Annotated in this window: 5 protein-coding genes; 2 read left to right on the top strand and 3 right to left on the bottom strand. The window is 66.0% G+C overall.

The window, feature by feature from the left end; translation table 11 throughout:
- Window positions 1–158: 158 nt before the first annotated feature.
- Together TEP_RS10460 and TEP_RS10455 are read right to left on the bottom strand one after the other, a co-directional pair.
- Window positions 159–1,586 (bottom strand): amino acid permease, encoded by a 1,428-nt coding sequence (locus TEP_RS10460; RefSeq protein ID WP_025874783.1) that lies wholly within the window; start codon window positions 1,584–1,586, stop codon window positions 159–161.
- Between the two features lie 97 nt (window positions 1,587–1,683).
- The gene (locus TEP_RS10455) at window positions 1,684–3,159 is read right to left on the bottom strand and encodes an amino acid permease (protein WP_117310285.1); all 1,476 of its coding nucleotides are present in this window, start codon (window positions 3,157–3,159) and stop codon (window positions 1,684–1,686) included.
- A gap of 132 nt (window positions 3,160–3,291) precedes the next feature.
- Between TEP_RS10455 and TEP_RS10450 the strand changes: the two genes are divergently transcribed.
- Window positions 3,292–3,906 (top strand): NUDIX hydrolase, encoded by a 615-nt coding sequence (locus TEP_RS10450; protein WP_132825238.1) that lies wholly within the window; start codon window positions 3,292–3,294, stop codon window positions 3,904–3,906.
- 70 nt (window positions 3,907–3,976) lie between these two features.
- Here TEP_RS10450 and serA read toward each other — a convergent pair whose 3' ends face one another.
- Entirely contained in the window at window positions 3,977–5,218 is a 1,242-nt protein-coding gene (serA, locus tag TEP_RS10445; protein WP_032975510.1) for a phosphoglycerate dehydrogenase, read from the bottom strand.
- A 169-nt stretch (window positions 5,219–5,387) separates the two neighbouring features.
- On the opposite strand from serA, the gene TEP_RS10440 reads away from it, so the two are divergent.
- Window positions 5,388–6,776 (top strand): FAD-binding oxidoreductase, encoded by a 1,389-nt coding sequence (locus TEP_RS10440; protein ID WP_132825237.1) that lies wholly within the window; start codon window positions 5,388–5,390, stop codon window positions 6,774–6,776.
- Window positions 6,777–6,828: the final 52 nt, after the last annotated feature.

Here is a 6,828-nt window from a genome sequence, read left to right as displayed (position 1 = left end):
GTGTCCGCGNCATNNATGNNGCGGCNAAGCCTCCAGGGACGGATTCACGGCGTCCCCCGCGAATCCAACCCGCCCCGCCAAACCCTCAGCCCAGCTGTTGCCGTTGCTTCGGCTTCAACGGCGGGTGCAGGGCCGCAGGCCCTGCAATGCAGAAAACCTCACTTCCCCCGCAGGCGGCTGTGCCTGAAGCCGTAGAAGAAGTAGATCACGAAGCCGACGAATGTCCACACGCCCATCAGCATCCAGTTGTGCAGCGTCATCGCCGACAGCAGCGCCAGGCAGCTGATCACGCCCAGGCTGCAGACCAGCCATGCACCCGGAATGCGGAACGGACGCGGCAGGTCCGGCTGCGTGCGGCGCAGGATCAGTACGCCGGCGCAGACCGCCGCGAAGGCGATCAGCGTGCCCATCGAGGTCAGCTCGCCGAGGATGTCCAGCGGGAACAGCGCCGCCAGCAGGGCGATGCCGATGCCGGTGATGACGGTGTTGATATGCGGCGTGCGGTACTTCGGGTGGATCTTGGTGAACACCGGCGGCAACAGGCCGTCGCGGCCCATGATCATGAAGATGCGCGGCTGGCCGATGATCATCACCAGCACCACCGACGACAGGCCGATCAACGCACCGATCTCCACCACCACGCGCAACCAGCCCAGCTGCGGATGCGCGGCCACAGCGGTCACCACCGGCTCATCGGTGCCCAGCAGCTGGTAAGGCACCAGGCCGGTCATGACTGCAGCCATCGCGATGTACAGCACCGTGCAGATCACCAGCGACAGCATCATGCCGATCGGCATGTCGCGCTGCGGCTTGTGTGATTCCTGCGCGGCCACCGATACCGCTTCGAAGCCGATGTAGGCGAAGAACACCATCGCCGCGCCACGCAGCACGCCTTCCATGCCGTACTTGCCGGGGCCTTCGTTGGCCGGGATGAACGGGGTCCAGTTGCTGGTGTCCACGTATTTCCAGCCGACCACGATCACCAGCACGATCAGCCCGGTCTTGAGGATGACCATGGCCATGTTCATCGCCGAGGATTTGCTGATGCCGACGTAGCACAGCCAGGTCAACAGCAGCACCAGGATCGCAGCGGGAATGTTGGCGATGGCGCCGGTGGGCCGCAGCTGCGCATCCAAGGGTGCGCTGACCAGCGCCGCCGGTAGATGGATGTCGAAATGGCTGAGCAGGCTGAGGAAATAGCCGGTCCAGCTGACCGCCACGGCCGAGGCGGAGACGCCGTACTCGAGCACCAGCATCCAGCCGATGAACCAGGCCGAGAGCTCGCCGAAGGTGGCGTAGGTATAGGTATAGGCGCTGCCGGATACCGGCACCATCGCCGCGAACTCGGCATAGGCCAGGGCGCAGAAGGCGCAGCAGATCGCGGCCAGCACGAACGAGAGCATGATGGCCGGGCCGGCGTGGTTGGCAGCGGCCTGGCCGGTGATGACGAAGATGCCGCCGCCGATCACCGCGCCGATGCCGAGTGCGGTCAGGCCCCAGGGGCCGAGGTGGCGACGCAGGCTCAGGCCGTTGGCGTCTTCATGGGCGGCATGCGGATGCTTGGTGGCCCACAGTTGCTTGAACATGTGTGGTGGTCTTGTGCGATGCGCCCGGTGACCGGGCGCGGGCGGAAATGCTTGCGGATATCGACGGACCGGCGCAGGTGCCGGCCCGTCGGGAGGATCAGGGCGACTTGGCCAGCTTGCTGTGGCGCATGCCGTAGCCGAAGTAGATCAGCAGGCCCAGCACGGTCCAGCCTACGAACAGATGCCAATGCACCACAAATGCCTGCCAGAACAGGAACAGGCACGACAGCGCGCCCAGCGGGCAGATCACCCACACCAGCGGCACGCGGAACGGACGGTGCAGCTCCGGGCGGGTGTAGCGCAGGATCAGCACGCCGATGCAGACCGTGGCGAAGGCCAGCAGGGTGCCCATGGAAACCAGTTCGCCCAGCACGTTCAGCGGCACCAGGCCGGCCAGCGACGCGGCGATGACGCCGACCACGATCGTGGCCCAGTACGGCGTGCGGAAGCGCTTGTGGACCTTGCCGAACACTTTCGGCAGCAGGCCATCGCGCGAGATGGTGTAGGCGATGCGGGTCTGGCCCATCATCATCACCAGCACCACCGAGGACAGGCCGGCGATCGCGCCGATTTCCACTGCGGTCTTCAGCCAGGACAGGCTCGGGTAGGCTTCCAGCGCGGTGGCCACCGGCTTGTCGGTACCCAGCAGGTGGTAGGGCAGCATGCCGGTCAGCACCGCGCAGACAATGATGTAGACCAGCGTGCACACCGCCAGCGAGCCCAGCAGGCCGATCGGCATGTTGCGCTGGGGATCCTTGGTTTCACCGGCCGCGGTGGAGACCGCATCGAAGCCGATGTAGGCGAAGAACACGATGGTGGCCGCGCGGAATACGCCGCTCCAGCCGAACTCGCCGGACACGCCAGTGTTTTCCGGGATGAACGGGTGCCAGTTGGCCGGGTCCACGTGGGCCGCGCCGATGCCCACGAACAGGCAGATCACGAACACCTTGATGGCCACGATGATCGCGTTGACGAACGCGGACTGGGTCACGCCCACGTACAGCAGGCCGGTCACCGCCGCCACGATCAGCACCGCCGGCAGGTTGAACAGCTTGCCGGAGGCGGCGAACTCGTGCCCGTTCCAGGCGATCGGCGCCGCGCTCAGCGCGTCCGGGAACGGCATGTGCAGCGTGGTGGTGATGAAGCTGATCAGGTACGCCGACCAGCCCACCGCGACCGAGGCCGAGGCGAACAGGTACTCCAGCACCAGGCACCAGCCGATGAACCAGGCCATGCCCTCGCCAAGCGTGGCGTAGGAGTAGGAGTAGGCGCTGCCGGAGACCGGCATCATCGCTGCGAACTCGGCGTAGCACAGGCCGGCCAGCGCGCAGGCGATGCCGGCGAACACGAACGACAGCATCACCGCCGGGCCGGCGTGGTTGGCCGCGGCCTGGCCGGTAAGCACGAAAATGCCTGCGCCGATCACCGCACCAATGCCAAGCATGATGAGGTGTTTCGCCGTGAGGGTCCGTTTCAACGTGGCTTCGCCATCCAGGCTGCCTTCGATGGGTTCGCCGGCATCGACGTGCCCGGCCGGTTCGACCGGCTTGACCCTCAACAGAGCTTTCAGCATGCAGTACTTCCTGATGATCGGATTGGGAGGGCCGCCAGTACATTGCCGGCGGCCTGGAATCGTGAAAGCCGTGCGAACGGCCCGCTGTACCTTAGCCAATGCTGAAGGCCCCGCACAAGCGCAGACGCAACAATGAACGGCGATAATGGCAGGTATTTTTCCAGGCACCCCGCATTCATGAGCGAAACCACCGAATCCCTTGCCGCACTTGATGATCGCCTGCGCGGCCTGCTGCATGACTATGCGCGCAAGGAACCCGCCCACGACGCCCTTGCTGCCGAATTCAGCACATTGATCGACGATGCGGAAGATGCATTCCGCCGCGAACGCCTGACCGGCCACTTCACCGCCAGCTGCTGGCTGGTCAGCGCCGATGGCCAGCGGCTGCTGCTGACCCACCACCGCAAGCTGCAGCGCTGGCTGCAGCTGGGTGGCCACGCTGACGGCGACCGCGATCTGGCCCGGGTAGCGTTGAAGGAAGCCGAGGAGGAATCGGGCCTTACCGGTCTGGTGCTGGATGATCCGGCCATCTTCGATATCGACAAGCACTGGATTCCCGAGCGCAAGGAGGTGCCGGGGCACTGGCACTACGACGTGCGTTTCGTGATCCGTGCGCTGGGAGGGGAGGATTTCGTGCTCAGCGAGGAGTCGCTGGAGCTGGCCTGGCGCCCGGTGACCGAGGTCGCCAGCGATCCGCAGTCGGACGAATCGATGCAGCGCATGGCGCGCCGGTGGCTGGCACGTTGATGCATTGCGCCGGGCATGGCCCGGCGCTACCGGTAGATCCACGCCATGCGTGGATGGCGCGGTGCCAGGGTCAATACAGGATGCGGGTGCGCAAGGTGCCCGGAATCGCCGCCAGTTCGTCACGCACCGCGCTGGCCTGTTCCTCGCTGGCGGTGATGTCGATCACCACGTAGCCCACCTTCGGGTCGGTGCGCAGGAACTGGCCGTCGATGTTGACGTTGTGCCGCGAGAAGATCTCGTTGACCTTGGACAACACGCCCGGCACGTTCTGGTGGATGTGCAGCAGGCGCAGGCTGTCGGCGTGCTCGGGCAGGGTCACTTCAGGGAAGTTGACCGCCGACAGGGTGCTGCCGTTGTCGCTGTAGCGCACCAGCTTGGCCGCCACTTCGATGCCGATGTTGTCCTGCGCTTCCAGCGTGCTGCCGCCCACGTGCGGGGTCAGGATCACGTTGTCGTGGCGGGTCAGCGGCGATTCGAAGATATCGCCGTTGCCCTTCGGCTCGACCGGGAACACATCCAGTGCGGCGCCACCGATGTGGCCGCTCGCCAGTGCAGCATCCAGCGCATCGATGTCGACCACGGTGCCGCGCGCGGCGTTGATCAGGTGCGCGCCGCGGCGCATCTTCGCCAGCTCGGTGCTGCCGATCATCCACTGCGTGGACGGCGTCTCCGGCACGTGCAGGGTCACGATGTCGGCACGCGCCAGCAGGTCGTCCAGGCTGGCCGCCGCACGGGTGTTGCCCAGCGACAGCTTGGTTTCCACATCGTGGAAGATCACCTGCATGCCCAGCGATTCGGCCAGTACGCCGACCTGGGTGCCGATGTGCCCGTAGCCGATGATGCCCAGGACCTTGCCGCGCACCTCATGGCTGCCGCTGGCCGATTTCGACCAGCCGCCGCGATGGCATTCGGCGTTCTTCTGCGGGATGCCGCGGGTCAGCATGATCGCTTCGGCGATCACCAGTTCGGCCACGCTGCGGGTATTGGAGTAGGGCGCGTTGAATACCGGAATGCCGGCCAGCTCGGCCGCATCCAGGTCGACCTGGTTGGTGCCGATGCAGAAACAGCCGACCGCGATCAGGCGCTTGGCCTCGGCCAGCACCTCGGCACTGAGCTGGGTGCGCGAGCGGATGCCGACGATGTGGGCTTCGGCGATGCGCGCCTTCAGTTCGTCCTCGGGAAGCGCCTTGGTGTGCGCCTCGATCTGGCTGTAGCCGGCGGCGCTGAACACCTCCACGGCGGTCTGGCTGACCCCCTCCAGCAACAGCACGCGGATATCCTGCTTCGGGAACGAGGTCTTCTTCGGCGACATGGGGCGGCACGGCCAGTGGGACAGGGGCTGACCACTATGCCAGATCGCAACGCCCATGGTGCAGTGCGCAATTGGTTGCAACTGCAGCTATCCAAGGCGCGGCGGGGCTGGACGCTGGGCCCGGCCGCTGGCACGCTTGTCCGTTGTTCACGCCCCGCGCCGGACCGTCATGACCGATTCCCGCATCGCCTCGTTGCAGCAGGCCTGTCCCGGCCTGAAGCTGAAGACCGACCCTGCCGACCTGGAGCATTACGGCCGCGACTGGACCCGGCGCTGGACGCCGGCGCCGCTGGCGATCGCGTTGCCGGCCACGGTTGAAGAAGTGCAGGCGGTGATGCGCTGGACCGCGGCCGAGGGCGTGGCGGTGGTTCCCTCCGGCGGTCGCACCGGCCTTTCCGGCGGTGCGGTGGCGGCCAATGGCGAGCTGGTGCTGAGCCTGGAGCGGATGAACAAGGCGCTGGACTACGATGCGGTCGACCGCACCCTGGTGGTGCAGGCCGGCATGCCGCTGGAGGCGCTGCACAACGCGGCGCTTGGACATGGCCTCATCTATCCGGTGGACTTCGCGGCGCGCGGGTCGTGCTCGATCGGCGGCAACATCGCCACCAATGCCGGTGGCATCCGGGTGATCCGCTACGGCAATACCCGTGAATGGATCGCCGGACTGAAAGTGGTCACTGCCACGGGCGAACTGCTCGAGCTCAACAAGGGCCTGATCAAGAACTCCAGCGGCTACGATTTCCGCCAGCTGCTGATCGGATCGGAGGGCACGCTGGGCGTGATCGTCGAGGCCACGGTGAAACTCACCGACCCGCCGCCGGCCAGCAACGTGATGCTGCTGGCGCTGCCCAGCTTCGATGTGCTGATGCAGGTGTTCGCCGCGTTCCGTGCGAGGCTGCAGCTGCAGGCCTTTGAATTCTTCACCGACCGGGCGCTGGAACATGTGCTGGCCCATGGTGCGCAGGCACCGTTCGATGAAGTGCATCCCTATTACGTGGTGACCGAGTTTGCTGCCGGTGACCAGGCGCAGGAGGCGGCGGCGATGGCGGCCTTCGAGGACTGCATGGGCAACGGCTGGGTCAGCGATGGCGTGATCAGTGCCAGCGATGCCCAGGCGGCGCAGCTGTGGCGCCTGCGCGAGGGCATCACCGAGGCGCTGGCACGTTACAAGCCCTACAAGAACGATGTCTCGGTGCGGATCTCTTCGATGCCGGCGTTCCTGGCCGAGACCCAGGCGCTGATCGGCGAGGCCTACCCGCACTTCGACGTGGTCTGGTTCGGCCACATCGGCGACGGCAACCTGCACATCAACGTGCTCAAGCCGGACGGCACCCGCGACGCGGACTTCGTAAGCCAGTGCGAGCATGTCACCAAGCTGCTGGCGCAGGTGCTGGCGCGCTTCAATGGCAGCATTTCGGCCGAGCACGGCATCGGCCTGGTCAAGAAGGGCTACCTGGACAGCACCCGTGGCCCGGCCGAGATCGCACTGATGAAGGCGGTCAAGCGCGCGTTCGATCCCGAAGGGCGGCTGAATCCCGGCAAATTGTTCGACCTTTGACACGGGCAAAGTCTTCACCCAGCCGTTACGCTCCACCCACCCAATCGATGAA

The sequence above is a fragment of the Stenotrophomonas sp. TEPEL genome, assembly GCF_004348785.1.
Taxonomy (GTDB): domain Bacteria; phylum Pseudomonadota; class Gammaproteobacteria; order Xanthomonadales; family Xanthomonadaceae; genus Stenotrophomonas; species Stenotrophomonas indicatrix.
The sequence above is the reverse complement of the archived record's forward strand: the minus strand, read 5'-3'. Positions and strand labels throughout refer to the sequence as shown.